Below are 22,646 nucleotides of genomic sequence, written 5' to 3'. Positions count from 1 at the left end.
GGATGTATACAAAATAAAGGAGAAACAAATGAATACTGTTAAAACTCGTAAGGTTGGGAACTCTGTCACTGTGACCATTCCGAAAACACTCAATGTTCCAGAAGGTCAGGAAATGTTTGTCTACAAGGGTGTAGATAATGTCATTGTCCTTGCTCCAAAAATTCCAGACCCATTTAGCGGCGATGCAGACCTACGCATGGAAGATGACTTTGAGGGGGTAAGATTCCTTGACAGCGAAATATGATTACATCCCAGAAAAACAGGACATCATCTGGATTGACTTCGACCCGTCTGTTGGACGTGAGATTCAGAAACGCCGTCCTGCTATTGTCGTCTCGCGTAGAGAATATTCGGAGCGGACTGGATTTGTGGCTGTATGCCCTATTACACACGGTCAAAGCAGACTAGAAGAACAAGGTCTGCTCGTTCCAGTGCGTTCCAATAAGGTAGATGGCTCTGTCAATCCACTCCAACTCTATACTTTTGACTTTAGAGAGCGCAGGGCTCAAAAAATCACAACCATGGATACAACCAGTTTTCAGAAGGTTGTCCAACTCTACAATTTCATCTTCGAAGCCTAGTCCTTATGGATTGGGCTTTTTTATTCCTCCAAAAATTCATGGTTTTCGTAGATGTTGCCGATGACTTCTTCATGCTCAGTCCACGCATATCCTTCTCCCAAGTCTTTTAGGTATACAGCTGGCATTCCACCTATGAATGTACCACCATATTCTTTTTCTAAATACACTTCATGTGGACATCCTCTTGTGCATTTGATAATATCTCCGACAAAGACCTCTTTGCCGTTCTTATCCTTGAGTCCTGTTGATTGCATGAGTACGATTTCGTCAAAATCATAAAAATAGATATCTCTATCGTCTGGTAAACCATTCTTAAAATAAACTTGTTGTGTCACTATTTCTTTGTTTGCGTAGTCAATATTAAGAATGTCATCTGATAAAAGCATACGTTTTTCTGTTTTTATCCACGCTCTAAATTTTGGAATCATGTTAAATCCTCCTAAGCATTAACAACTGGAAAATGAATATCACCAATCACTAAAGAGCCTACGCTGTAATAATAGCCGTTATGCTCTGCTTCACAATTGGCAATAGCTACAGGGTTCTGATTATGGAAGATAGTTACTTTGTTTTTATAACCAGTTCCCCAATGGTCGGGGATTTCTTCCGGTTCTCCAATTTCAACATTAGTAATCACAGCGTCAAGTGATACATCTTGGAACTCCCCACCTGCTGAGGCACAGCAATCACTTTCAGACATTTCAATAGTGACCTTTGTGCCGTCTTCAAGCAGCAAAAAGTCCTTATCCCATTTCACAATACGCTTAAAGAGCAACAATTCTTTAAGCTCTTCCAACGACCCGTACCTTGCATTTTTCCAATCAGGCTCATAATAGTCTGGTAGTTTAATAGTTTCTGTCATAGTAACACCTCATCCCCAACTTTCACTTTATCGTACACGTCCTTCGTAACCACGAATACACCGTAGTCACGTATCGTAAGCGTGTATAGCTTGCCGTGTCGTCCTTTCTCGACGACTTTACCAAATATCTCAGCGCCTACGTTATCCGCCTTGTAGATAACCATCGGCTTCTTCTCTTCTAAATCTCGAATCCTGTCCATCTGCCAGATATTTAGCCCAGCTGATAGCAGAATCCAGATAGCTATGAATCGTTTCATCCTTCCACCTCCTCAATTTCTACTTCAATTCTCGGATTCAGGCTGTAAAACTTGCCTACATCATGCAGAGCTATCTGACCGTCGTCCTGGAAGACAATCCCTGACATGCTGTCATATAGCGCTTTTTCGTAGTTATCTATGTCAGGCTTTTTGCCTACTAGAATGATTTCATCCAGGAGGGCCTGTTGGTTCTTCTTGACCTTTGAGATATACTGAGGAGGCTTGATGTAAAATCTAAGTCGTGCCTTCAGCGCACCCTCAAGCATAGACTTACCAGCGTACTGTTTAGCAATCAATAACTGGCAATGATCACGCCAGATTTTCATATCCTGTTCTTCGTATGCTTTAACAAAATTCCCACGTTTTGCAAATCTTGGTCTGGATTGTGGTTTAGGTTCTATCTCTAAAATCAATCGTTCTTTCATGTCTTTTTGTTCATACTTCCTACCAAAATCCCACGCCTGCCAAATTGTGAGCAAAGCAAGCGTGAGTGAAATTCTTTGCGTCATTCGTCCAAGGTCACATAACCTTTACTGACGCATTTTCTAGTTCGCTTTTTTCGTGGTTCACGGCACGTTGTTTTATTTAATCAGTTCATCCAATTCTGCCTGTGTCAACGGTTCAATTCGTTGATAACCTTGAACAGTGTAGTTTTTCTTGTATTCAAATCCCAAATCCGCAAGGCTATTCTTGAAATAGTCTTTTTCTTCCGTGTCAGTGAAATACACTTCCAAGGTCATTTTTTGGGTATATCGTTTTAAGTCATTTTCAGCCCCTCTGACGACTTCTTGTCGATTTTGGGATAATTGCCCACCGTCTAAGATTTCGCCCGTCTCTGGGTCAAATTTTGCGGTCTCCGTTGATTTTGGCGCTTGCTCTTGTTGCTGAGCTAAAACTTCCTCACGTTCTCGTTCAGCTCGCTCTTGAGCCAATCTAACTTCTTCTTTTTGCTTTTCAAATTCATAATCAGCTTTAATTTGTTCAAAGACCTCAGCAAGCGTCAAGTCTTTCAGCTGTCGGATGTAAGGTGAGTCAGTTATGCCATACTCAGCACATAACCCTGAAATATCTGACTTAGCCTTTTCAAATTCTTGCTGTTTCTGAAACTCAAATGTAATCATGTCATCAAGCGACTTCATCGTTACTTTCTTGAGTGTCACACCGTCAGCCATGAAATCGCCTGCCTTGATGTACTCAAGGGCTTTCTCGTCAAATAGACGAGGATCTAGCATGTACTCAGCTGATTTATTGGCTATGTAACTCTTAACCGTATCTATTTTTAGTTGTCTGTGATGTTCTTCAATTTCCTTGATACCTTTATCAAATTCACTAACTACGGTTGCAAATGGTTCAATAATTGACTTTGCATAACTATCCCATGTATTAGCCGTCTCTGATAGCAAATTTTTAGTGTCGATACGGATACGATTTTTAGACTCAATTAGCTTATTAAATTCAGCTCGCTTTGCCTTGTCGTCTTTGAGAGTGCTAGCTGTAGGAATATAGTCCTTGTACTTTTCAGTAGCCTCTATGAGGTCTTTTTCAAAAGACTCTCTAGTAAGCTCATCCGTTGTAATCATTTCATAAATTTTATTGATTTTCTTATCATCAATAACTTGTAATTCTTGCATGTTAGTACTCCATTTCCTCTAAGAGTTCACCTTGTAGTGGTTCGTCTTCAAAATCAGGAATTTCATCTTCTGGATAAGCTGATGTTTGATGTTTCTCCTGATCTCGCTTCATCTCTTCAATCTGAGCCATTTTCCTCGTTCTCACTTCTTCTTGAGATTCTTGAGGAGTTACATCGATAGGAGCTGCTTGTTCCATTTCCTCACTTGTATAAAGTCCTCCCACATCTTCTGAGAACGAATCACGGACTGCTGCAACAATTGCAACTTTCTCAATCATCTGCCCTGGCGCTTTTTGCCACCAGTTCTTCCCAGTGTTATACGCTGACAACTCAACTTCACGATATACTGGTCTAGTTCTATCTTTACGATAAACCTCACACCAACCACCGATTAGAGTACAATTTTTAGGTAAGATGACGCCTTTTTTATTTTTTAACTCTCCACTTGCATCTTCGTAGATAATTCCACTTTCAAAACCGTCATAATTTTGATTTTGTTCCGCACGCTTCATAAAAGCGTCCTTTGAGACAACAATCTGTGCAGGATTGTTTCCGTACTTGATAAAGTAAACTTCTTTTGTGAATGGGTTTAAATTCCGATTTTTCACGATAGCCAGTAAAGTTTGTAATTCTTGTGGGCTTGCTTGATGTTTTGGGTCAACAAAATTTCGCAATGTTGCTCCGTCTAGTTTTTGCAAGTCTGTTAGATATGCGCCTTTTGTTTGTGTTAGTTCGTTTGTCATTTTCTTCTTCCTTTCGTCTTCTTCAAATTCCAATTTTCACGTTTTAAGTGTCTATTTTCGTTTTGTAATCTCAAAATAATATCCTGTTGGTCGTTGATGATTTCTCCGAGCTCTCGGCCAAGATGCATATATTCAGCTCGCCAGTTGTCGATTTCTTCGTGTAGCTCCTGGATCATATTTCATCACCCACGTATCGATACTGCCCACATCCAACATAGATGTACTGGCTTGGGTCAAGCTCTTCATGTTCTTCAGGCGGTTGAATCATATCTCTGTCATAATCAAACATGAGCATACACCTTTCCAAGTTCCAGAACTCGTTTCACATATCCGGCCTTGGACGTTAGCCCAAGATCCAGTAATTCGTTTTTTTCTTCATGATTGGCCAAAAGCCACACACGGTTTTCAAGTTCAATTCTAGTCATTAGCGTCTCCTTTGCTCTATCCCAAATGCTTTGCATAGCGTGCTCTTCGTGGTTCTGGCAAAGCTAACGGTTCAGGGCGCAAGCCTACAGGCGGTTCGTTATCAAATGTGAAGCCTTTGAACTCCCGACGGATATTCTTGCGGATTTCTTGACGCTGTGCCTCTCTACCACGTTCGTATGCTTGGTTGTACCCTTGAATAATCATAGACGCAAATTCTTGCTCTTCTCGTCTTTCTTTTTCCTTACGCTCCTCTTGCAATTTGATATGACGGCAAAGCCCTGCAAATCCAATCAGCAGAGCTCCAACACCCATCAACTGGTCTAAAATCGGTGGTTCAAACATTTTTATCTCCTTATGCTCTTAATTTTCGTACTTCTTTCTCTAATTCCAAAATCTCATAAACATCATTGACATCGTACATAATATCTTTCCCTTGCTTACGAAATCTTAATCCTTTGCGTTCTAACTTCTTAATATAGCCATGAGTGAAGCCAAACTTCTTCATCAAAGCCTGTTGATTGATTGGCATGCGATCATTCTCTAACTGCTCCTTGACTTGCTTTTCAGCAAAGGCCAGTAATTGGTTTGTGAACAATTCAGCACTTTCGCCGTCCAATCGTAATTGTAACGTTATACCTTCCATTTTTTACATCCTCTCAACTATGCGGGCAAGCATTTTTGTGATATAATGATTTTGATTATTTTAGTATGCGCCTGATTACCGTCAGGTGCTTTTTTGTTTAAAAAGTCTTGCTTTCCATTGCCCTGAGTTCAATCTCATGGCTGACTTGTCTCAATAGCTTCTCACACGCTATTTTAGCTTCTCTGTACGTTGTGTTTTCGCTGATGAAGTAATCAGCAAGTTCAATAATTTTATCTTCCATTCAACCTCCTATATCAGTCTCAAGACCGATGAAATATCCTCCTACTGCTCCTTTCTGTCTCTAATCTCCATTTCTGCTATAATATAAGCAGAAAGGAGGTGATTTTATGAAATCCTTTAAAGATTTTCGAGAATCTTTAACAGCTGAAGATATGCAAGATATTGCTGCTAAAGCTAATGAAGCTACTAAACAGATTGACCATACCGACGGATTGCAACTTGGGATGGTCAGTAGTTTAACTTCTGCAATAACTACTATTGAGTTACTTGAGAAGTATCATGAATGGCTTCATAGCTAAGACGCTTGAATTTTTCTAAGTCTATCTGAAAATTGATAGGCTTTTTTCTTTTCCCACTATACGGATATCGTCTTGGTCTCATTTCTTTCTCCTTTGAATTTATTTTTTTCTACCCTCTCTTTTATTTATTTAGAGAAGTAGTACTTGTTGTCTTTTAATATTTATTGTTATTTAATACTTGTTGTTAGTTAATACTTATTAGTGCCTTATTTTACTGATTTGTAAAATACAGATTTGTAAAATACAGATTTGTAAAATAAGGAAATGTAACTGCTAATCTGTGGATAACTTTTCTAAAGCCTCCTCTAAACTCTGTTGCATCATCTCAAATTGAAAATCAGTTATTTTTGTATCTGAGAAGAATCTGAAAGTCTGAACTCCTCGCCCTCTGCCGAGACTTTTTTTAAAAGTTCTGAGATAACCTGCCTTCTCTATCTTTTTGAAATGCCTATCTACCATATCCCGACTCACTCCTAAGCGCTTTGCGATTTCTTCTGGATAGACCAGCCAATTTTCTTTATTGCTGAGGACGACCATCAAGATACCGATAGAAGCAGGCTCTAGGTTCGAATCTTTGAGAAAATCATTGCTGACAGAAGTGTAATCATTAACTGGATTTTTGAAAGATGAGCTGAGCTTCCAAGTTCTTAAAATCTAACATGATTTCTCCTTCCTAATCCTCAAATACCAAGCGTTTTCTGGTGACTGTTTCCGTCTCTATGCGGACGTTTTTCAGTCCGTTTTTAAAGATATAATCCGCCGCTTGACTGATTGGTATTCCGCTTCCTTGAGCTAGCTCATATAAATCCTCAAATAGTTCATCTGAGATTGCGACCGTGCGAACTCCACGGCTACTCTTTTTTGCTGGTCTCCCTTTACCTGGTTGCATCTTTACTATCTCCTTCTCTAAATTGCTTAGCATTTACCCATTTATGGTCTTGATTTCCATCTTGGTATTATGTGATGGCTCCCATGATTTCCAGTAATCAAAAGCCCTCTCTTCGTCTTTTTTCTTCAGCAGGTCATACCGTGGAATCCTAAAGAATTCTTTAAAGTCTTTAGCAGCCTGACGAAAGACTTTGCTGGCAAAAGAACGGTCTTTATAAGCTTGACTATCCTTACCGCCAAGAGCCATGATAACTTTCACTCTTCGTAAATTTTCAAGTTCCAGACAAATGGACGGATTAACAGGCTGCTCATTTTTTAAATAATCAACATCCCCTGCTAACACTTCCTGATTTTGCTTTAATTCTTTTTGAGTTTGTAGAACCTGAATTAAAATATCTTCTTGGGTTAGTTCGCTTGGTTGAATTGCAACTACTTCATGCGTCATAAGATTTCTCCCTCTAAGATTTGATTGTCTTTATTTCTGATTGCTTGTAAATCCGTAAAGAATCGGATGCCTCGATTGACGAAACTATCGAACTCCTGACCAGCAACACCGTCCGTATGCAGGACTTTTTCTTCATCTGCGTAGATGAGACCGCCCATATTGGCAAGAAAATCATTCCCTTTCTGGATAAGGCTAAGGATATTCTTGTAGGAAGCGATTTTTTTCTGGTAGTCGTCCAACTGCCCTTTGGATAGCTGGATGGCTTTTGTCAATTCATCGTACTTGTTCGATTTTTCATCCACTTCTGCACGTTGAGAGTAGAGGTCTTTTAATTGAGCTTCAAGAAAAGCATTCCTTTCCTCTGCAGACTTGGCACGCGCTTCTAGTTTTTGACGATTCTGGAGAGCTTCTTGGTAGTCTGCTGGCATAACAGGAACTTCTTTCACGATTTCCTTAGTTGGTTCTTGCCCCTTTTGCAGTTCCATTATTTTTCTTTTAGCTGCAGAAAATTTTAATTTCAAATCTTGCAACTCTCTGACTGTTGGGTTATCACCTTGCTCAATCCTGTTAATTTGAGCTTGTTTCTCTTCTTCTGGAAGTGTTGCGATGAGATAAAGGGCTGTACTACCCAAATTACCCAACGTTGGGTAATTTGGTAATTCTTTAGCAACCTTCATCATGCGATTTGCTTCCGACCAATTCAAATCAACTTTTTTCAGCCACGCCATAAACTGACCATGAGTCAAATCGTGTTCCTTAACATGATTGAGTCGTCTGCCGATTTCCCAAATTGATTGCCCTGCAATTTGTTTGTGATGATTGATTTCTAGTTCAATCTGATTGAGGTTGTTTGATAAAGATATTTCATTCATTCCCTCTCCTCTCTAAATTCATCCAAGCTGACTTCCAGTGCATCAGCGATTTTGCACATGTTCGTCCATGACATCTCTTTCAATCTTCCAGCCTTTAGATTAGAAAAATTGGATGGATGGACATCCGATTCCTTAGCTAAACGATACATCGACCAGCCTTTTATTTTTAATTGTTTTTTAATTTTACCCCACATCAAAAATACCATATGTTGTGTTTTTCAAGCACATCAGTTCCTTTCTTATACAATATGTTGACAAATAAAAATGTTTGAGTTATAATATATCCTGACTAAAACGATTTGATAAGACCTTTCAAACTCCTTATGAAAATCGCAAGTCAAATAATTAAGAAAGGAGAATTGCTTATGGTAAAAAATACTAAGCAGACCTCTACTAAAGTCGCCACCAAGGCAAGCAAAGCTCTTCGTGACGGGCGTTCTTCTGCTCGAACAAAGTCTATCGCTGGATCGGCGCTTTCACAGACTCGTAAAAAGTAATACGATATAGTCTGAGTTTAAAATATAGCTTTTTCCTTTTTCAGAAACTTTTATAAGATTCTGTTCTGGGAAAAGCTTTTTTATTTCTTCAGGAACTTCTTGAATACAGCACTCCCCGAAAAAAATTTCTGAGTCTATCGTTGTAATTCCATCAATTTTCATGCTTCCTTCCTCCTACAACATATCTTCTACCCTACACCCTAGCGCCTTGGCGATGACCACCGCCTGCGACAGCGTCACTGCCTTCAGGTCGTTCTCGATCCGTGACAAGGTCGTGTAGTCTATCAAGGTTCGCTTAGCAAGCTCACGCAAACCCAGCTTTTGAGCCGTTCTCAGCTCCCTCATTTTCGCTCCGTACATCGACTTTTTCCTTTCTACTAATAGGTCTTTTCAAAACTGTTGGTACTTGTCAACAGTTTTGATAGAATTATTCTATCGATTTTGAAAAAGTTTGACCTTTTTTGATTTTAGGTGTTTTATTTCACTTTTCGTGAAGTCTGAGGTGTGAATATATCGCCCAATTCTTTACCGAAATAATGGGCGATTTTGAACATTTCACTCAGTTTAAAATCTTGTTTACCTAATTCTTTGTTGCGATAGCTATTCTCGCTTTTTCCGATAACATCTGCCATTTCTTTCTGAGAAATATTTTTCTCCTTCCTCAGTTTATATAAAAGAATTTGCAAACCATAATCACCTCCCTATCTGAAAATTAAATATAAAATTAGTACGATAATACCAGACCAGAACAATATACTCGGAATAAGTCCACCTCGAATTTCCAAGGAAGTTTTTGCATGATTGTCTTGACTTGTCTTTTCGTAATCAAAGTTACCAAACAAGAATTTTTTCCAATCCATATTTTTCTCCTTTTTCTTGCAGGAGATACAGCCTATGTGATATAATGACAGTGCCCCGTAAAGGGGAGGGGCTTTAGGTCAGCCCCTTAAGTTCCTACCACTCTATTGAGTAATGGAACTCAATTTTGAACCAGAGAATTTGGATTTTTAAGCCGAATTCTCTTTTTTTAGGTCTTTTTTCCTGTCGCCTCATTGGCTGCACCTCCTTTTTTATTTTGCTCTTGGAGCAACAACCTGCCAAGGATTCGAACCTTGGTGATACCAATCAGGCTACATTCATTTTGTCCAGCATTCCTGCGAACGCTGCATCGAAACGAATGTCATCGATTTCATCTTGAGTGAAACCAGAATCGAGAAGGTAACGCTCTTGGCGTTCAATCTCCTCTGCTAACTCTGTCCATCCAAAAGCGAATTGACGGCAGTTAGTACAGAATGCTTCAAGTTGGCTGTAGAGGAAGTTTTCCTCGTAAGTGCCTTGGATTAAAGTTTCCTTAGCTACTGCTTTAAAGATGTTGATTGCTTTCTCGTTTAATGTATTCATGTTATTTCCCTCCGGTTTGTTTTTTGTTATTTCCTTAAGCTTGATTATATTATACCTCACTTTTCGTGAAGTGTCAACAGTTTTTTTGCGAAAAAACAAAAAAACTTTTCTTTCCGTGAATATTTTGTTATAATCTACTTAAGAAAACACTCAGGAGAAATATATGACTGACAAAGAATTAGCTATATACATTGGTACAAAAATAAAAGAATATCGGTTGCAGCGTGGATTAACACAAAAAGAATTAGCTACTTTAGTGGATATGGGGGATACAACTATAGCAAACTATGAAAAAGGTTTCCGTACTCCTAAAAAGAATACTTTGTTTAAAATATCCTCTGCTCTCAGCGTAACCATTGACGATTTATTTCCACCTATTCGTAAAGCAGACACCCCCACAGCGTCCCCAGATTTGCTCACACAGCAGATAACGGACAAGGTGGTACAATTAACCCCAGATAATAAAAAAATCGTCCTACGGACTTCTAAGGAGCTTCTGGAGAGACAAAAAGCAAATGGCGAGATTTACACAGAGCAAAACGAAGAAGAAACGAAGATAAACGAAGTATCGGAAGTTCTCAGCTTGTACCAAGTTGAGGTTGTATCTGAGACGGCAGCAGCTTCTGGATTTAACTACGGATTTGGCTACGACGATACAGACAGAGAGACTATAGAGGTTGACGAGCAACCACCATATCACGATATTGCGACTAAGGTCAGCGGAGACTCCATGCAGCCTGACTACCAAGACGGAGACATTCTCTATTTAGTAGACAAAGGACTGACCACCTACAACGGAGACCTAGCAGTTATCGCATACGGAGACCGTTCTTACTTCAAAAAGATCTATACCGAAAATGGACGCTTACGCCTAGTGTCGCTCAATGACAAGTATGAAGACATCACCCTAGACTTCCCACCAGCCGAAGACACACACATCAAGATTTATGCAGTTATCGGGGTGTATAGAGGGGAGTAAGGAAAAAATGAATTACAACGACTTAAATGATCAGCAGGTACAAGAATTAATTAACAAACTGAAGTACCCCAAAAACGAACTTTCTTTTAATGAAATCCATACTACAATCTCGTCTTTATTTGGTAAAATAGATATAGACGAAGCTATTATTGATGATGATGACATTCAATATATACTTCACATATACAGAGGAAGGATGAATCCTGAGCGCTACAGCATTCATATTAGATTTAAAAATTCCCATAATCATTTAGTTAGGGTAGACATTAATCCATCTAATAGACATGTGAATCCTGATGACTCAATTGTAGAGGGGAATCACATTCATATATACTCCAATCACTACGATAAAAAGGATAGAGTTGCTATCCCGCTTGAAGATTCTGACTTCCCTAATTTAACTCACATTGTGGACGTATTTTCTGAATTCATCAAATATACACATATCAAGACGGAGGCTGATGATGAATAACTCAAATACACTAAAAAATATATATTTTGATTGGTTATTAAAAGAGTATAAGTTCAATGATCTAGAGAAAAATATAGTAGAAATTAGAACACCGTTTTTAGATAATGATTTTGATCATATCATCCTATATGCTGAGTTTTTATCAGATGGTAGGGTCACACTCACAGATGACGGATGGACCATTAACAATTTAAAAAGTCACGGCGTTAGTTTCTCAAATCGTTCAACATACAAAAATAACTTACTAAATACAATCGTAAACAATTTAGGTACGAGAGCTGAAAATGGAGAGTTGTTTATCACAACCAGCCTCGAAAAATTCCCACTTGCAAAGCAACGGTTGCTCCAAACTATTATGCAGGTGAATGATATGATAGTCTTACGAGATACAACAATTAAAAATGTTTTCCATGACGAAATAGAAAACACCTTAGTACAGAGAGAGGTTCTTTTTACAAGAAGGCCGTCTTATTCAGGTAAAGAGGGGATAACTGTGCAATTTGACTTCGCAATTCCCACAATCAAAAAAGAAAGACTTGTAAGGACTATTTCAAACGGAAATGATCTCAACAGGGCTAAATTACTCGCAATGGATACACGTATTTTACAGAACCATAAAGATAACGTTGAATATATTGCTGTAGTCGACGATATACACCATAGATTTGATAAAGTGGCAGAAACCCTAGCGGTATTTAACGAAAATAGCAAAGATAAAATAATATTGTTATCTCATAAAGATATCTTAGAAAATTCTCTTTTATTATCAAATGTGATATAAAAAATCCCCGCACTCGGCAATAGTCCCCCATATCCAAGAAGTCTATTGTGCAAAATTGATATTTTTTGAAAATTATATTACAATACAGCTATCAGGAGTTTAGCTCCATAAAGTTTAGGTTTGGATTTTAGATCCATATCGTGATGGTAGCCGTATTTGATACGGCTACTTTTCTTTTCATATTCTAGTAAACATAAGTCGTTAAAATAAGTTGACGTTTGACAGAAATTAAAAAAAGAAATACACTAAGAATGTAAAAAAGCCTTGTTCGTCAAGGATAAAATCGTCTGGTGTACTTCTAAGAGGTACACCTTATTTTATTATCTGACGAGCTGCCAACTGTTTCCATTTTGGAAATAGTTGGCATGTAAAAAACAGAAATAAAAATATGTGCAATAACTGATCCACACTAAAAGCTGATAGAGAGGTTTCATTATGAAACAAGAACGCAAAGTTTTAGGTATTTTAGCTATTATTTTTGGAGCAATTGCTCTACTTGGCTCATGGATGCCTATCATCAATAATTTTTCATTCATTCTAGCTATTTTAGCTCTTATCTTCGGTTTAATTGGTTTTGCAGTAAATCGAAAAAGACCAAAAACACTAGCTATTATTGGGACGGTTCTAGCAGTCGTGTCTATTGCTATTGTATTAGTAACTCAAGCAATGTACGCTAAATCATTGAAAGAACTAGGTAAAAACATTGAAGAGACTGTTAGCTCTGTAAGTTCTTCTATCGAATCATCTCAAAAAGAGGAAGATGCTAAATTTAACTGGACAAAAGAACAGTTTGATGCGCTTCAAGTTGGTGATATTATCAACTATGGAGCTGGTGGAACTAACTACGATGACGTTGCTAGCGTTCACGGAGAACCTAACAATGTGACAACTAGTTCAGTAAATGACCACGACAGCAAGACAGTATCATATACTTCTACTGGTAGCAAATATAAGAGCGTTATTCTTTCGTTTTCAAAACAAGACGACGGTTCTTTCTTGTTGACTTCTAAAATCAGCTCAGGTCTAGAGTAAAAAAGACAACAAAAAATCCCCACACTCTCCATCGCCAAACTTTGAGTGTGAGGATTAAACTTTCCATCAAGCAAGCAATGGAAAGGATGATAAAAAAATACAACTATAGTTTATCATAAGTTCTACACCTTTTCAACTATGCGGGCAAGCAATCGAAAAGAAAGGACTTTTTATGATAAAAAAATATATTACAAAAAAAGGAGAGACTAGATATCTCTTTCAAACATACCTGGGCATAGACCCTGCTACTGGAAAAGAAAAACGGACAACACGCCGTGGTTTTAAAACCATTAAAGAGGCCAAGGCAGCCGAACGTGACCTTCTCTTAGACGTTGAAGAGAATGGTTTTTCAAACAATGAAGATTTCCAGAACCCTACTTTCGCTGAAGTTGCTGAGTTATGGCTTGATAGCTATAAGAGCACTGTGAAACCAACAACATATCAGAATACTAAGAAAAAACTTAATATTATGATTGACTCATATTTTACAGATATGAAGATTCAGCAGATCAGTGTAGCTTATTGTCAGAAGGTTGCTATTAAGTTAAGTAATCGCTATATCCTCTATGCCAATTACTACTCTGTAATCAGCCGTATTTTCAAGTATGCCACTTCTATTGACATCATTAAGTCAAATCCTTTAGACAAGATTATCAAGCCTAAAAATAGGCCATTAAAGGGCAAAGAAAACTACTATACAAAACAGGAACTAACCGAGTTTCTTAAAGTTTACAAAGCAAATTGTAAACCAGTAAACTACACTTTTTTCCACTTACTCGCTTTTTCTGGATTGAGAACTGGAGAAGCAATTGGCCTCATGTGGTCAGATGTTGACTTTGAAAATAAGTTGTTAAGCATTTCTCGCACGGCTGTCGTGATTGGTAAAAAACAAACTGTTCAGGATCCTAAAACCAAAAGGAGTAAGAGGGTTATCACCTTAGATGATGAAACTCTGAATGTATTAAAACTCTGGAAACGACAGCAAATAAAAGAATATTTCCAGGCTGGTGTGCCTTATAAACATGATTTGAATTATATTTTTACGAACAATGACGGGGGATGGCTTTTAGCTGCAACTATGAAAGTGAAACTTTTAAGATTCTTTCGTAAACACAATAATCTTAAAAAAATTTCGCCTCACGGGTTTAGACATACACACGCTTCTCTCCTATTTGAAGCTGGTATTACAGCAAAAATTATTTCGGACAGATTAGGTCATAATAATGTTCAAACTACCCTTGATATGTATACCCACATCAACGATAATCAACGTGTTGAAGTCGTTAATCAGCTCATGGATTTCATCCGATCCAGCTAAAAGTAGAGTCGTATTCAATCTCGTATTCACTTTTGGTAGACATGCTAGAAACCCACTGATTTCAAGGGACTAGGAAACCGTGAGCAGTTTATACCATAGTTCGTGACAGTTCCTACTTTTTTTGATAAAATCATACAGTATGCCCTTGGGCACAAAGTATGAACTGGGACTGTTTTTCCCAGCTTCGGAGGTAAAAAATGTCAGATTCACCAATCAAATATCGTTTGATTAAGAAAGAAAAACACACAGGAGCTCGTCTGGGAGAAATCATCACTCCCCACGGTACTTTCCCAACACCTATGTTTATGCCAGTTGGGACACAAGCCACTGTCAAAACTCAGTCGCCTGAAGAATTGAAGGAGATGGGTTCGGGAATTATCCTGTCAAACACCTATCATCTCTGGCTTCGCCCTGGAGATGAACTCATCGCACGCGCAGGCGGTCTTCATAAGTTCATGAACTGGGACCAGCCAATCTTGACGGATAGTGGTGGTTTCCAGGTTTATTCCTTAGCAGATAGCCGCAATATCACAGAAGAAGGGGTAACCTTTAAAAACCATCTCAATGGTTCTAAGATGTTCCTATCGCCAGAAAAAGCTATTTCTATTCAGAATAATCTGGGCTCAGACATCATGATGTCCTTTGACGAATGTCCTCAGTTTTATCAGCCTTATGACTACGTTAAGAAATCAATCGAGCGTACCAGCCGTTGGGCTGAGCGTGGTCTGAAGGCTCACCGTCGTCCGCATGACCAAGGGCTATTTGGGATTGTGCAGGGGGCAGGATTTGAAGACCTGCGTCGCCAATCAGCTCACGAACTTGTCAGCATGGGCTTCCCAGGCTACTCTATTGGTGGTTTGGCAGTGGGAGAAACCCACGAAGAGATGAATGCTGTCTTGGACTTTACAACTCAACTGCTGCCTGAAAATAAACCTCGCTATTTGATGGGTGTGGGAGCGCCAGATAGCTTGATTGATGGGGTGATTCGTGGGGTGGATATGTTTGACTGTGTCCTGCCGACTCGTATCGCTCGTAATGGGACTTGTATGACCAGTCAGGGACGTTTGGTTGTCAAAAATGCCCAGTTTGCTGAGGACTTTACACCACTGGATCCTGAATGTGATTGCTACACATGTAAGAACTACACACGCGCCTACCTTCGTCACCTGCTCAAGGCTGATGAAACCTTTGGTATCCGCTTGACAAGCTATCATAATCTTTACTTCTTGCTTAACCTGATGAAGCAAGTGCGACAAGCCATCATGGATGACAATCTCTTGGAATTCCGTGAGTATTTTGTGGAAAAATATGGCTATAATAAATCAGGACGTAATTTCTAAAATGGAATTGATATAAGCTAAAAATCCTAAGTTTTCTCTTAGGATTTTTCTTCTTTTTTTGATAGAATAAAGTGTATAATGAAAGGGAGAATAAACTCGTATGCGCATTAAATGGTTTTCCTTGATTAGGATTACTGGTTTACTACTGGTACTCTTATATCACTTCTTTCAGACCATCTTTCCTGGAGGATTTTTCGGGGTGGATGTCTTTTTCACATTTTCAGGCTTTCTGATTACGGCTCTACTTATCGAAGAATTTTCTAAAAATCACGAGATTGACTTGATAGGATTTTTTAGGAGACGTTTTTATCGGATTGTGCCACCTGTGGTTTTGATGGTCTTGGTAACCATGCCCTTTACTTTTCTAGTTCGGCAAGATTATGTGGCTGGAATTGGTGGTCAGATTGCAGGTGTCTTAGGCTTTATGACCAACTTCTATGAACTTCTAACAGGTGGGAGTTATGAATCTCAGTTCATTCCACATTTGTTTGTTCATAATTGGAGCTTGGCTGTTGAGGTTCACTACTATATACTCTGGGGATTGGCAGTTTGGTTCTTATCTAAACAGTCCAGATCAAATGGTCAGTTGAGAGGAATGGTCTTTCTTTTATCTGCTGCTGCCTTCTTGATTAGTTTCTTCTCCATGTTTATTGGTAGTTTTCTAGTAACCTCTTATTCCTCTGTTTACTTCTCCAGTTTAACTCATGTCTATCCATTCTTTTTGGGAAGTATCCTAGCAACGATTGTAGGCGTTCGTCAGACGACTTCCCTCGTCAAGCAGTTGGATAAAATCTGGGATTTACGCAAGACCCTGTTGATTTTTGCAGGAGCTTTTGGCTTCTTACTCATTTTGACTTTTTTAGTCAAATTTACCTATCTCTTTGCCTATCTTATTGGCTTCCTGCTTGCCAGTCTTGCAGCCCTTACTATGATTCTGGCGGCGCGTGTCTTACATGAAAAGACTCCTAACGTACAGGAACCAAAGATTATTAGTTTTTTAGCAGATACTAGCTATGCGGTTTATCTTTTCCATTGGCCTTTCTATATTATTTTCTCACAGTTGACCTCAAATCCTTTTGCTGTGTTGCTGACTTTGATTTTTTCTTATGGCTTTGCTAGCCTATCATTCTATGTATTGGAACCTTGGATTGCAGGAAAGAACACACCTATTATACAAACTCTTCGTCCCCTGCCTTATATTCACGCAATTCTTGCAACAAGTACAGGAATCTTGGCCTTCATTGTCTTCTTAGTAACTCTGTTGGCACCACAAGTGGGAGCGTTTGAGACAGACTTAACTGTCAATGGTTTGAAGCAAGCTGCAACAAATATTAGCCAGACCAAGGTGATGGCAGAACGAGCAGAAGCTGATAGTTTGGGAATTGCTGATGGCACTATGTTAATTGGTGACTCGGTTGCTTTAAGGGCAAATACAGCTTTGCAGACAGCCCTTCCTGGAGCACAGATAAATGCTCAGGTCAGCAGAACAACCAAGAATGCCAATGAAATCATGCTAAACAATAGCCAGAATAAATTTCTACCAAAGATGGTAGTTATTGCAACTGGTGTGAATAATCCTGAAAATTACAAGGAAGATTGGGATAGTATCGTGAAAAATCTTCCTAAGGGCCATCATATGGTTTTGGTGACTCCTTATGAGGGAGATAAGACAAAAGAGACCTATGCCATCGTTGAGAAGGCTGCTGCCTATATGAGAGAATTGGCAGAGAAGACACCTTACATCACGATAGCAGATTGGAATCAAGTTGCGAAAGAGCATCCAGAAATTTGGGCAGGAACAGACCAAGTCCATTTCGGAAGTGACACTAGCACTATTGAAGCAGGAGCACAATTGTATGCAGATACCATTGCCACAGCCTTGAAAACAGCTCAAGACAAGCCCGTTAAATCAAAATAACTTGTATTAAAAAGAGAAGAGTTGGAGAAATCCAGCTCTTTTAAAATATCTCCAAAAAATAGGTCTATACCATTTACAAATAAAAAAGAAAGGTTTATAATGTAATTGACATAATAAATTGTAGAATAAATCTTTTAAGGAGGTTAATATTATGCCTAACTATATTAAAGCGGATCAATTTTTCTACCCACACGGAGTTCGTCGTGGTGGTTATTTGGAACTTGTGGATGGCAAGTTTGGAAAACATGTCGAGCAGATTCCTGAAGGGGCTGAGGTGATTGACTATACAGGTTATAGCATTGCCCCAGGACTTGTGGATACCCACATTCATGGATTTGGTGGTGTGGATGTTATGGATAATAACATCGAAGGAACGCTTCATACTATGAGTGAAGGACTACTCAGCATGGGGGTAACGAGCTTCTTGCCAACCACTTTGACATCGACTTATGAGCAATTGCTGGCGGTAACTGAAAATATCGGTGCTCGTTACCAAGAAGCAAGTGGTGCGAAAATTCGTGGAATTTATTTTGAAGGGCCTTATTTCACAGAGAAATACAAGGGGGCTCAAAATCCTGCTTACATGAAAGATCCTCGCATGGATGAGTTTCGTGCTTGGCAAAAAGCAGCAAATGGTTTGCTAAACAAAATTGCTCTTGCGCCAGAGCGTGAAGGTGTAGAAGACTTTGTACGTACAGTTACGGACGAAGGTGTGACGGTTGCTCTTGGGCATTCAAATGCAACTTTTGATGAGGCTAAAAAGGCAGTAGATGCTGGGGCTAGTGTTTGGGTACATGCCTACAATGGGATGCGTGGGTTGACGCACCGTGAACTGGGTATGGTTGGTGCCATGTATCAATTGCCACATACCTATGCAGAGTTGATCTGTGACGGTCACCACGTAGATCCAAAGGCCTGCGAAATTCTTATCAAACAAAAAGGAACAGAAAACATCGCTCTTATTACGGACTGTATGACAGCTGGTGGGCTTGAAGACGGTGACTATATGTTGGGAGAATTCCCAGTTGTCGTTGCCAATGGAACTGCACGCCTCAAATCGACAGGTAATTTGGCAGGTTCTATTCTCAAACTTAAAGACGGTTTGAAAAATGTTGTTGAATGGGGAATTGCGAATCCACACGAGGCGGTCATGATGGCTAGCCTTAACCCAGCAAAATCTGTTCACATTGATGATGTTTGTGGACAAATCCGTGAAGGTTATGATGCGGACTTTATCGTATTAGATAAAGATTTGGGATTGGTAGCAACCTACCTAGATGGAGTGAAACGTTATCAAGCATAAGAGAGAAGGCAGAAGTTAGAGATTAGCTTCTGCTTTTTTATCTATATTGCTTTACCAGTAAATAAAAAAGTTAAAAAAATCACAAAAAATCTTGAACAAGCAAATGAAAAGGTTTACAATTATATTATAAATAGTACAAATAAAAAAACGGAGGAGTGCTTTATGAAAGCCTATACTTATGTTAAACCAGGACTTGCTTCTTTTGTTGACGTTGACAAACCAGTGCTTCGCAAGCCAACAGACGCTATTGTGCGTATCGTAAAAACCACTATTTGTGGAACAGACCTCCATATTATCAAAGGGGACGTTCCTGCTTGCCAAAGTGGTACCATTCTTGGTCACGAAGGGATTGGGATTGTTGAAGAAGTTGGGGAAGGAGTTTCTAACTTCAAAAAAGGCGATAAGGTCTTGATTTCTTGTGTCTGTGCCTGTGGTAAATGCTACTACTGTAAAAAAGGAATTTATGCCCACTGTGAAGACGAAGGGGGCTGGATTTTCGGTCACTTGATTGATGGTATGCAGGCTGAATATTTACGTGTCCCTCATGCAGATAACACTCTTTACCATACTCCAGAAGACTTGTCAGATGAAGCCTTGGTTATGCTATCAGACATTCTGCCTACTGGATATGAAATTGGTGTCTTGAAAGGGAAAGTAGAACCTGGTTGCAGCGTAGCTATTATTGGTTCAGGACCAGTTGGATTGGCTGCTCTTTTGACAGCTCAATTCTACTCACCAGCTAAATTGATTATGGTAGACCTAGACGATAACCGCTTGGAAACTGCTGTATCATTCGGTGCGACTCATAAGGTTAATTCTTCAGACCCTGAAAAAGCCATTAAAGAAATTTATGATTTGACAGATGGTCGTGGTGTGGATGTCGCTATCGAAGCTGTTGGTATTCCTGCAACATTTGATTTCTGTCAAAAGATTATCGGTGTAGATGGAACAGTTGCTAACTGTGGTGTACACGGTAAACCAGTTGAATTCGATTTAGATAAACTTTGGATTCGTAACATCAATGTAACAACTGGTTTGGTATCTACAAATACAACTCCACAATTGTTGAAAGCACTTGAAAGTCATAAGATTGAACCAGAAAAATTGGTAACTCACTATTTCAAACTCAGTGAAATTGAAAAAGCCTATGAAGTCTTCAGTAAGGCAGCAGACCACCATGCCATTAAGGTCATTATCGAAAACGATATTTCTGAAGCCTAGGTAGTAACAAGATTTTGGAACATAAGCAAATAGAAATTCAGTCATCCATCAGATGGCTGGATTTTTTATCGAGAAATTAAGAAATGAGCATATTTCTTTCCTTGTCTAGCGGAATTAGTTATAATATACGGTACAAAGGAATGAATGAATATGTATCGTGTTATAGAAATGTACGGAGATTTTGAACCGTGGTGGTTCTTAGAAGGTTGGGAAGAAGATATTGTAGCAAGTAAGAAATTTGATCAGTATTATGATGCTCTCAAATACTACAAAACTTGCTGGTTTAGATTGGAACAAGAATCCCCTCTTTATAAAAGTAGAAGCGATTTGATGACCATTTTTTGGGACCCGGAAGACCAACGCTGGTGCGATGAATGTGATGAGTATTTACAACAATACCATTCTTTAGCTCTTTTACAGGATGAGCAGGTTATTCCAGATGAAAAACTACGCCCAGGCTATGAAAAACAAACAGGTAAGGAAAGGCACCGTTCTTGCCGTATGAAATTAAAATAGAGAAAAAGTAACTTTTTTGGAGTTGCTTTTTTTATTTTCCCAAATCTTTGCGAATAGTATAGGTGAGGAGGTAAGTATGGTTCAAGAAATTGCACAAGAAATCATTCGTTCGGCCCGGAAAAAAGGGGCGCAGGATATTTATTTTGTCCCTAAGTTAGACGCCTATGAGCTTCATATGAGGATAGGAGACGAGCGCTGTAGAATTGGTTGTTATGATTTTGAAAAGTTTGCGACCGTTATCAGTCACTTTAAGTTTGTGGCGGGTATGAATGTTGGAGAAAAAAGACGTAGTCAGCTTGGTTCCTGTGATTATGCCTATGACCAGAAGATGGCGTCTCTACGTCTATCTACTGTAGGCGATTATCGAGGGCATGAGAGTTTAGTTATTCGTTTATTGCATGATGAGGAGCAGGATTTGCATTTTTGGTTTCAGGATATGGATGAATTGGGCAAGCAGTACAGGCAACGGGGACTTTATCTTTTTGCTGGTCCGGTCGGTAGTGGCAAGACAACCTTGATGCATGAATTAGCTAAGTCCATTTTTAAGGGGCAACAGGTTATGTCTATTGAAGATCCAGTCGAAATCAAGCAGGACGACATGCTCCAGTTACAGCTAAATGAAGCAATCGGACTGACCTATGAAAATCTGATTAAGCTTTCCTTGCGACATCGACCAGATCTCTTGATTATCGGAGAAATTCGGGACAGCGAGACGGCGCGTGCAGTGGTCAGAGCCAGTTTGACAGGGGCGACAGTCTTTTCAACCATTCACGCCAAGAGTATTCGAGGTGTTTATGAGCGCTTGCTGGAGTTGGGTGTGAGTGAGGAAGAATTAGCAGTCGTTCTGCAAGGAGTCTGCTACCAGAGATTAATCGGGGGAGGAGGAATCGTTGACTTTGCAAACAAAGGCTATCAAGAACACCAGCCAACTAGCTGGAATGAACAGATTGACCAGCTTTTTAAAGATGGACATATCACAAGTCTTCAGGCTGAAACGGAAAAAATTAGCTACAGCTAAGCAAAAAAATATCATCACCCTGTTTAACAATCTCTTTTCCAGCGGTTTTCATCTGGTGGAGACTATCTCCTTTTTAGATAGGAGTGCCTTGTTGGATAAGCAGTGTGTGACCCAGATGCTCACGGGTTTGTCTCAGGGAAAATCATTCTCAGAAATGATGGAAAGTTTGGGTTTTTCAAGTGCCATTGTCACTCAGTTATCCCTAGCGGAAGTCCATGGAAATCTCCACCTGAGTTTGGGAAAGATAGAAGAGTATCTGGACAATCTGGCCAAGGTTAAGAAAAAACTAATTGAAGTAGCGACTTATCCTTTGATTTTGCTAGGTTTTCTTCTCTTAATCATGCTGGGGCTACGGAACTACCTACTACCACAACTGGATAGTAGCAATATTGCCACCCAAATCATTGGCAATCTGCCACAAATCTTTCTAGGCATGGTAGGGTTTGTTTCCATACTTGCCCTTTTAGCACTAACTTTTTATAAAAGAAGTTCTAAGATGCGCGTCTTTTCTATCTTAGCACGCCTTCCCTTTCTTGGAATCTTTGTGCAGACCTATTTGACAGCCTATTATGCGCGTGAGTGGGGGAATATGATTTCGCAGGGAATGGAGCTGACGCAGATTTTTCAGATCATGCAGGAACAAGGTTCACAGCTCTTTAAAGAAATCGGTCAAGACCTAGCTCAATCCCTACAAAGTGGCCGCGAATTTTCTCAAACCATAGCAACCTATACTTTTTTTAAGAAGGAGTTGAGCCTCATTATCGAGTATGGGGAAGTCAAGTCCAAGCTGGGTAGTGAGTTGGAAATCTATGCTGAAAAAACTTGGGAAGCCTTTTTTACCCGAGTCAACCGCACCATGAACTTAGTACAGCCACTGGTTTTTATCTTTGTGGCTCTGATTATCGTTTTACTTTATGCGGCAATGCTCATGCCCATGTATCAAAATATGGAGGTAAATTTTTAA

37 protein-coding genes are annotated in these 22,646 nt (G+C 39.3%); 15 read left to right on the top strand and 22 right to left on the bottom strand.

Annotation, left to right across the window (positions count from 1 at the left end; genetic code table 11):
* Positions 1 to 28: 28 nt before the first annotated feature.
* Entirely contained in the window at positions 29 to 244 is a 216-nt protein-coding gene (locus HT720_RS07720; protein WP_049524334.1) for an AbrB family transcriptional regulator, read from the top strand.
* The gene (locus HT720_RS07715; RefSeq protein ID WP_112445311.1) at positions 228 to 581 is read left to right on the top strand and encodes a type II toxin-antitoxin system PemK/MazF family toxin; all 354 of its coding nucleotides are present in this window, start codon (positions 228 to 230) and stop codon (positions 579 to 581) included. The genes HT720_RS07720 and HT720_RS07715 overlap by 17 nt, the downstream gene beginning before the upstream one ends.
* A gap of 20 nt (positions 582 to 601) precedes the next feature.
* Here HT720_RS07715 and HT720_RS07710 read toward each other — a convergent pair whose 3' ends face one another.
* The 12 genes from HT720_RS07710 to HT720_RS07665 all read right to left on the bottom strand — a co-directional run bounded on the left by HT720_RS07710 (position 602) and on the right by HT720_RS07665 (position 5,383).
* On the bottom strand, positions 602 to 1,009 hold the full coding sequence (locus tag HT720_RS07710; protein ID WP_173275419.1) for a YopX family protein: 408 nt from the start codon (positions 1,007 to 1,009) through the stop codon (positions 602 to 604).
* Positions 1,010 to 1,020: 11 nt separating this feature from the next.
* Positions 1,021 to 1,443: a hypothetical protein gene (locus HT720_RS07705; RefSeq protein WP_050199228.1), complete on the bottom strand. Its 423-nt coding sequence runs from the start codon at positions 1,441 to 1,443 to the stop codon at positions 1,021 to 1,023.
* A complete protein-coding gene (locus tag HT720_RS07700) occupies positions 1,440 to 1,700 on the bottom strand; it encodes a DUF1372 family protein (RefSeq protein WP_173275416.1) in 261 nt (86 codons plus the stop codon). The genes HT720_RS07705 and HT720_RS07700 overlap by 4 nt, the downstream gene beginning before the upstream one ends.
* A complete protein-coding gene (locus tag HT720_RS07695) occupies positions 1,697 to 2,125 on the bottom strand; it encodes a RusA family crossover junction endodeoxyribonuclease (RefSeq protein ID WP_173275513.1) in 429 nt (142 codons plus the stop codon). Before HT720_RS07695 ends, HT720_RS07700 begins: the two co-directional genes overlap by 4 nt.
* A gap of 156 nt (positions 2,126 to 2,281) precedes the next feature.
* Complete coding sequence (locus HT720_RS07690; protein ID WP_173275413.1) at positions 2,282 to 3,331, bottom strand: DUF1351 domain-containing protein; 1,050 nt, start codon at positions 3,329 to 3,331, stop codon at positions 2,282 to 2,284.
* Between the two features lies 1 nt (position 3,332).
* Positions 3,333 to 4,073, bottom strand: coding sequence for a phage recombination protein Bet (gene bet / locus HT720_RS07685; protein ID WP_173234082.1), 741 nt, complete (start codon positions 4,071 to 4,073; stop codon positions 3,333 to 3,335).
* A complete protein-coding gene (locus HT720_RS10280; protein WP_240149013.1) occupies positions 4,070 to 4,249 on the bottom strand; it encodes a hypothetical protein in 180 nt (59 codons plus the stop codon). Before HT720_RS10280 ends, bet begins: the two co-directional genes overlap by 4 nt.
* The gene (locus tag HT720_RS10375; protein ID WP_275690485.1) at positions 4,246 to 4,368 is read right to left on the bottom strand and encodes a hypothetical protein; all 123 of its coding nucleotides are present in this window, start codon (positions 4,366 to 4,368) and stop codon (positions 4,246 to 4,248) included. Before HT720_RS10375 ends, HT720_RS10280 begins: the two co-directional genes overlap by 4 nt.
* The gene (locus HT720_RS07680) at positions 4,355 to 4,498 is read right to left on the bottom strand and encodes a hypothetical protein (RefSeq protein WP_173212775.1); all 144 of its coding nucleotides are present in this window, start codon (positions 4,496 to 4,498) and stop codon (positions 4,355 to 4,357) included. Before HT720_RS07680 ends, HT720_RS10375 begins: the two co-directional genes overlap by 14 nt.
* A 16-nt stretch (positions 4,499 to 4,514) precedes the next feature.
* Positions 4,515 to 4,841, bottom strand: a complete 327-nt coding sequence (locus tag HT720_RS07675; protein WP_173275410.1) for a hypothetical protein — start codon at positions 4,839 to 4,841, stop codon at positions 4,515 to 4,517.
* Between the two features lie 10 nt (positions 4,842 to 4,851).
* Positions 4,852 to 5,142 carry a hypothetical protein gene (locus tag HT720_RS07670; RefSeq protein WP_020903598.1) on the bottom strand — a complete coding sequence of 97 codons (291 nt, stop codon included), beginning with the start codon at positions 5,140 to 5,142 and terminating at the stop codon, positions 4,852 to 4,854.
* Between the two features lie 97 nt (positions 5,143 to 5,239).
* Complete coding sequence (locus HT720_RS07665) at positions 5,240 to 5,383, bottom strand: hypothetical protein (RefSeq protein ID WP_173275407.1); 144 nt, start codon at positions 5,381 to 5,383, stop codon at positions 5,240 to 5,242.
* A 106-nt stretch (positions 5,384 to 5,489) separates the two neighbouring features.
* Here HT720_RS07665 and HT720_RS07660 point away from each other — a divergent pair, with 106 nt between their 5' ends.
* A complete protein-coding gene (locus HT720_RS07660; RefSeq protein WP_125458557.1) occupies positions 5,490 to 5,681 on the top strand; it encodes a hypothetical protein in 192 nt (63 codons plus the stop codon).
* A gap of 273 nt (positions 5,682 to 5,954) precedes the next feature.
* Here HT720_RS07660 and HT720_RS07655 read toward each other — a convergent pair whose 3' ends face one another.
* The 10 genes from HT720_RS07655 to HT720_RS07610 form a co-directional block, all read right to left on the bottom strand.
* Positions 5,955 to 6,218 carry an HTH domain-containing protein gene (locus HT720_RS07655; protein WP_173275403.1) on the bottom strand — a complete coding sequence of 88 codons (264 nt, stop codon included), beginning with the start codon at positions 6,216 to 6,218 and terminating at the stop codon, positions 5,955 to 5,957.
* Between the two features lie 136 nt (positions 6,219 to 6,354).
* Positions 6,355 to 6,570, bottom strand: a complete 216-nt coding sequence (locus tag HT720_RS07650; RefSeq protein WP_061438988.1) for a hypothetical protein — start codon at positions 6,568 to 6,570, stop codon at positions 6,355 to 6,357.
* 33 nt (positions 6,571 to 6,603) lie between these two features.
* Positions 6,604 to 7,014: an ORF6C domain-containing protein gene (locus tag HT720_RS07645; protein WP_173275399.1), complete on the bottom strand. Its 411-nt coding sequence runs from the start codon at positions 7,012 to 7,014 to the stop codon at positions 6,604 to 6,606.
* The gene (locus HT720_RS07640) at positions 7,011 to 7,886 is read right to left on the bottom strand and encodes a DUF3102 domain-containing protein (protein WP_173275396.1); all 876 of its coding nucleotides are present in this window, start codon (positions 7,884 to 7,886) and stop codon (positions 7,011 to 7,013) included. Before HT720_RS07640 ends, HT720_RS07645 begins: the two co-directional genes overlap by 4 nt.
* Positions 7,883 to 8,080, bottom strand: a complete 198-nt coding sequence (locus HT720_RS07635; RefSeq protein WP_173275394.1) for a helix-turn-helix transcriptional regulator — start codon at positions 8,078 to 8,080, stop codon at positions 7,883 to 7,885. The genes HT720_RS07640 and HT720_RS07635 overlap by 4 nt, the downstream gene beginning before the upstream one ends.
* A 282-nt stretch (positions 8,081 to 8,362) precedes the next feature.
* On the bottom strand, positions 8,363 to 8,545 hold the full coding sequence (locus tag HT720_RS07630; RefSeq protein WP_173275391.1) for a hypothetical protein: 183 nt from the start codon (positions 8,543 to 8,545) through the stop codon (positions 8,363 to 8,365).
* Between the two features lie 12 nt (positions 8,546 to 8,557).
* Positions 8,558 to 8,743: a helix-turn-helix transcriptional regulator gene (locus HT720_RS07625; protein WP_000274132.1), complete on the bottom strand. Its 186-nt coding sequence runs from the start codon at positions 8,741 to 8,743 to the stop codon at positions 8,558 to 8,560.
* A 116-nt stretch (positions 8,744 to 8,859) separates the two neighbouring features.
* Positions 8,860 to 9,069 carry a helix-turn-helix transcriptional regulator gene (locus HT720_RS07620; protein ID WP_001166514.1) on the bottom strand — a complete coding sequence of 70 codons (210 nt, stop codon included), beginning with the start codon at positions 9,067 to 9,069 and terminating at the stop codon, positions 8,860 to 8,862.
* 15 nt (positions 9,070 to 9,084) lie between these two features.
* Positions 9,085 to 9,243: a hypothetical protein gene (locus HT720_RS07615; RefSeq protein ID WP_173275388.1), complete on the bottom strand. Its 159-nt coding sequence runs from the start codon at positions 9,241 to 9,243 to the stop codon at positions 9,085 to 9,087.
* A gap of 265 nt (positions 9,244 to 9,508) precedes the next feature.
* The gene (locus HT720_RS07610) at positions 9,509 to 9,784 is read right to left on the bottom strand and encodes a hypothetical protein (RefSeq protein ID WP_173275385.1); all 276 of its coding nucleotides are present in this window, start codon (positions 9,782 to 9,784) and stop codon (positions 9,509 to 9,511) included.
* A gap of 163 nt (positions 9,785 to 9,947) precedes the next feature.
* On the opposite strand from HT720_RS07610, the gene HT720_RS07605 reads away from it, so the two are divergent.
* The 12 genes from HT720_RS07605 to comGB all read left to right on the top strand — a co-directional run bounded on the left by HT720_RS07605 (position 9,948) and on the right by comGB (position 22,646).
* Positions 9,948 to 10,763, top strand: a complete 816-nt coding sequence (locus HT720_RS07605) for a S24 family peptidase (RefSeq protein WP_173275382.1) — start codon at positions 9,948 to 9,950, stop codon at positions 10,761 to 10,763.
* 7 nt (positions 10,764 to 10,770) lie between these two features.
* Positions 10,771 to 11,235, top strand: coding sequence for a hypothetical protein (locus HT720_RS07600; protein WP_031233729.1), 465 nt, complete (start codon positions 10,771 to 10,773; stop codon positions 11,233 to 11,235).
* Positions 11,228 to 12,016, top strand: coding sequence for a DUF1828 domain-containing protein (locus HT720_RS07595; protein ID WP_173218409.1), 789 nt, complete (start codon positions 11,228 to 11,230; stop codon positions 12,014 to 12,016). The genes HT720_RS07600 and HT720_RS07595 overlap by 8 nt, the downstream gene beginning before the upstream one ends.
* Positions 12,017 to 12,451: 435 nt before the next feature.
* Positions 12,452 to 13,048, top strand: a complete 597-nt coding sequence (locus tag HT720_RS07590; protein ID WP_173275379.1) for a CD20-like domain-containing protein — start codon at positions 12,452 to 12,454, stop codon at positions 13,046 to 13,048.
* A gap of 172 nt (positions 13,049 to 13,220) precedes the next feature.
* Entirely contained in the window at positions 13,221 to 14,366 is a 1,146-nt protein-coding gene (locus tag HT720_RS07585) for a site-specific integrase (protein ID WP_173275377.1), read from the top strand.
* A 197-nt stretch (positions 14,367 to 14,563) separates the two neighbouring features.
* Positions 14,564 to 15,706 carry a tRNA guanosine(34) transglycosylase Tgt gene (gene tgt / locus HT720_RS07580; RefSeq protein WP_173275373.1) on the top strand — a complete coding sequence of 381 codons (1,143 nt, stop codon included), beginning with the start codon at positions 14,564 to 14,566 and terminating at the stop codon, positions 15,704 to 15,706.
* Positions 15,707 to 15,806: 100 nt separating this feature from the next.
* Positions 15,807 to 17,624: an acyltransferase family protein gene (locus HT720_RS07575; protein ID WP_173275369.1), complete on the top strand. Its 1,818-nt coding sequence runs from the start codon at positions 15,807 to 15,809 to the stop codon at positions 17,622 to 17,624.
* 151 nt (positions 17,625 to 17,775) lie between these two features.
* Positions 17,776 to 18,927 carry an N-acetylglucosamine-6-phosphate deacetylase gene (gene nagA, locus HT720_RS07570; RefSeq protein ID WP_173275366.1) on the top strand — a complete coding sequence of 384 codons (1,152 nt, stop codon included), beginning with the start codon at positions 17,776 to 17,778 and terminating at the stop codon, positions 18,925 to 18,927.
* Between the two features lie 162 nt (positions 18,928 to 19,089).
* Positions 19,090 to 20,148 carry a zinc-dependent alcohol dehydrogenase family protein gene (locus HT720_RS07565; RefSeq protein WP_173275363.1) on the top strand — a complete coding sequence of 353 codons (1,059 nt, stop codon included), beginning with the start codon at positions 19,090 to 19,092 and terminating at the stop codon, positions 20,146 to 20,148.
* A 150-nt stretch (positions 20,149 to 20,298) separates the two neighbouring features.
* Positions 20,299 to 20,664 (top strand): DUF1033 family protein, encoded by a 366-nt coding sequence (locus HT720_RS07560; RefSeq protein ID WP_000286405.1) that lies wholly within the window; start codon positions 20,299 to 20,301, stop codon positions 20,662 to 20,664.
* Positions 20,665 to 20,740: 76 nt separating this feature from the next.
* Entirely contained in the window at positions 20,741 to 21,682 is a 942-nt protein-coding gene (comGA, locus tag HT720_RS07555; RefSeq protein ID WP_173275360.1) for a competence type IV pilus ATPase ComGA, read from the top strand.
* Complete coding sequence (comGB, locus tag HT720_RS07550) at positions 21,630 to 22,646, top strand: competence type IV pilus assembly protein ComGB (protein ID WP_173275510.1); 1,017 nt, start codon at positions 21,630 to 21,632, stop codon at positions 22,644 to 22,646. Before comGA ends, comGB begins: the two co-directional genes overlap by 53 nt.

This window comes from Streptococcus sp. 68 (genome assembly GCF_013277415.1).
Lineage (GTDB): Bacteria > Bacillota > Bacilli > Lactobacillales > Streptococcaceae > Streptococcus.
The sequence above is the reverse complement of the archived record's forward strand: the minus strand, read 5'-3'. Positions and strand labels throughout refer to the sequence as shown.

Bases quoted from the DNA above. Each gene is read 5' to 3' on its own strand.
- HT720_RS07670 (WP_020903598.1), bottom strand. From the start codon at position 5,142: ATGGAAGGTATAACGTTACAATTACGATTGGACGGCGAAAGTGCTGAA.
- HT720_RS07615 (WP_173275388.1), bottom strand. From the start codon at position 9,243: ATGGATTGGAAAAAATTCTTGTTTGGTAACTTTGATTACGAAAAGACA.
- HT720_RS07635 (WP_173275394.1), bottom strand. From the start codon at position 8,080: ATGTGGGGTAAAATTAAAAAACAATTAAAAATAAAAGGCTGGTCGATG.
- HT720_RS07600 (WP_031233729.1), top strand. From the start codon at position 10,771: ATGAATTACAACGACTTAAATGATCAGCAGGTACAAGAATTAATTAAC.
- HT720_RS07695 (WP_173275513.1), bottom strand. From the start codon at position 2,125: ATGAAAGAACGATTGATTTTAGAGATAGAACCTAAACCACAATCCAGA.
- HT720_RS07625 (WP_000274132.1), bottom strand. From the start codon at position 8,743: ATGTACGGAGCGAAAATGAGGGAGCTGAGAACGGCTCAAAAGCTGGGT.
- comGB (WP_173275510.1), top strand. From the start codon at position 21,630: ATGGACATATCACAAGTCTTCAGGCTGAAACGGAAAAAATTAGCTACA.
- HT720_RS07590 (WP_173275379.1), top strand. From the start codon at position 12,452: ATGAAACAAGAACGCAAAGTTTTAGGTATTTTAGCTATTATTTTTGGA.
- HT720_RS07690 (WP_173275413.1), bottom strand. From the start codon at position 3,331: ATGCAAGAATTACAAGTTATTGATGATAAGAAAATCAATAAAATTTAT.
- HT720_RS07655 (WP_173275403.1), bottom strand. From the start codon at position 6,218: ATGGTCGTCCTCAGCAATAAAGAAAATTGGCTGGTCTATCCAGAAGAA.
- HT720_RS07645 (WP_173275399.1), bottom strand. From the start codon at position 7,014: ATGACGCATGAAGTAGTTGCAATTCAACCAAGCGAACTAACCCAAGAA.
- HT720_RS07575 (WP_173275369.1), top strand. From the start codon at position 15,807: ATGCGCATTAAATGGTTTTCCTTGATTAGGATTACTGGTTTACTACTG.
- HT720_RS07605 (WP_173275382.1), top strand. From the start codon at position 9,948: ATGACTGACAAAGAATTAGCTATATACATTGGTACAAAAATAAAAGAA.
- HT720_RS07665 (WP_173275407.1), bottom strand. From the start codon at position 5,383: ATGGAAGATAAAATTATTGAACTTGCTGATTACTTCATCAGCGAAAAC.
- HT720_RS07585 (WP_173275377.1), top strand. From the start codon at position 13,221: ATGATAAAAAAATATATTACAAAAAAAGGAGAGACTAGATATCTCTTT.
- HT720_RS07650 (WP_061438988.1), bottom strand. From the start codon at position 6,570: ATGCAACCAGGTAAAGGGAGACCAGCAAAAAAGAGTAGCCGTGGAGTT.
- HT720_RS07630 (WP_173275391.1), bottom strand. From the start codon at position 8,545: ATGAAAATTGATGGAATTACAACGATAGACTCAGAAATTTTTTTCGGG.
- comGA (WP_173275360.1), top strand. From the start codon at position 20,741: ATGGTTCAAGAAATTGCACAAGAAATCATTCGTTCGGCCCGGAAAAAA.
- HT720_RS07710 (WP_173275419.1), bottom strand. From the start codon at position 1,009: ATGATTCCAAAATTTAGAGCGTGGATAAAAACAGAAAAACGTATGCTT.
- HT720_RS07680 (WP_173212775.1), bottom strand. From the start codon at position 4,498: ATGACTAGAATTGAACTTGAAAACCGTGTGTGGCTTTTGGCCAATCAT.
- HT720_RS07560 (WP_000286405.1), top strand. From the start codon at position 20,299: ATGTATCGTGTTATAGAAATGTACGGAGATTTTGAACCGTGGTGGTTC.
- HT720_RS07595 (WP_173218409.1), top strand. From the start codon at position 11,228: ATGAATAACTCAAATACACTAAAAAATATATATTTTGATTGGTTATTA.
- HT720_RS10375 (WP_275690485.1), bottom strand. From the start codon at position 4,368: ATGCTCATGTTTGATTATGACAGAGATATGATTCAACCGCCTGAAGAA.
- HT720_RS07675 (WP_173275410.1), bottom strand. From the start codon at position 4,841: ATGTTTGAACCACCGATTTTAGACCAGTTGATGGGTGTTGGAGCTCTG.
- HT720_RS07700 (WP_173275416.1), bottom strand. From the start codon at position 1,700: ATGAAACGATTCATAGCTATCTGGATTCTGCTATCAGCTGGGCTAAAT.
- bet (WP_173234082.1), bottom strand. From the start codon at position 4,073: ATGACAAACGAACTAACACAAACAAAAGGCGCATATCTAACAGACTTG.
- HT720_RS10280 (WP_240149013.1), bottom strand. From the start codon at position 4,249: ATGATCCAGGAGCTACACGAAGAAATCGACAACTGGCGAGCTGAATAT.
- HT720_RS07640 (WP_173275396.1), bottom strand. From the start codon at position 7,886: ATGAATGAAATATCTTTATCAAACAACCTCAATCAGATTGAACTAGAA.
- HT720_RS07610 (WP_173275385.1), bottom strand. From the start codon at position 9,784: ATGAATACATTAAACGAGAAAGCAATCAACATCTTTAAAGCAGTAGCT.
- tgt (WP_173275373.1), top strand. From the start codon at position 14,564: ATGTCAGATTCACCAATCAAATATCGTTTGATTAAGAAAGAAAAACAC.
- HT720_RS07660 (WP_125458557.1), top strand. From the start codon at position 5,490: ATGAAATCCTTTAAAGATTTTCGAGAATCTTTAACAGCTGAAGATATG.
- HT720_RS07565 (WP_173275363.1), top strand. From the start codon at position 19,090: ATGAAAGCCTATACTTATGTTAAACCAGGACTTGCTTCTTTTGTTGAC.
- HT720_RS07705 (WP_050199228.1), bottom strand. From the start codon at position 1,443: ATGACAGAAACTATTAAACTACCAGACTATTATGAGCCTGATTGGAAA.
- nagA (WP_173275366.1), top strand. From the start codon at position 17,776: ATGCCTAACTATATTAAAGCGGATCAATTTTTCTACCCACACGGAGTT.
- HT720_RS07720 (WP_049524334.1), top strand. From the start codon at position 29: ATGAATACTGTTAAAACTCGTAAGGTTGGGAACTCTGTCACTGTGACC.